Here is a 312-nt window from a genome sequence, read left to right as displayed (position 1 = left end):
CCCCACACTACCATCGGCGCGTTTGCGTTTCACTTCTGAGTTCGGGATGGGATCAGGTGGTTCCACAAGGCTATTGTCACCAAGCAAATTCTGTTTATTACCGTGTCCATCGCTGGACCACGTTAATAATAATTCGGAAAGCTGATTTTCTGTTGAGTCTTTAACTTTATCAAGTGTCGATATTCTGTCTAAGGCTTCTTTGTAAAACCCATCTGGGTTGTATGGTTAAGCCTCTCGAGTCATTAGTACATGTTAGCTCAACGCCTCACAACGCTTACACACCATGCCTATCAACGTCCTAGTCTCGAACGG

Annotated in this window: 2 rRNA genes; both read right to left on the bottom strand. The window is 45.2% G+C overall.

The window, feature by feature from the left end:
• Positions 1-84: ribosomal RNA gene (gene rrf / locus KO531_RS22250) — 5S ribosomal RNA — on the bottom strand; the annotation flags it as partial.
• Between the two features lie 137 nt (positions 85-221).
• Positions 222-312: ribosomal RNA gene (locus KO531_RS22245) — 23S ribosomal RNA — on the bottom strand; the annotation flags it as partial.

It is taken from the genome of Shewanella sp. NKUCC06_TVS (assembly GCF_019345515.1).
GTDB classification, from domain to species: Bacteria; Pseudomonadota; Gammaproteobacteria; order Enterobacterales; family Shewanellaceae; genus Shewanella; species Shewanella oncorhynchi.
The sequence above is the reverse complement of the archived record's forward strand: the minus strand, read 5'-3'. Positions and strand labels throughout refer to the sequence as shown.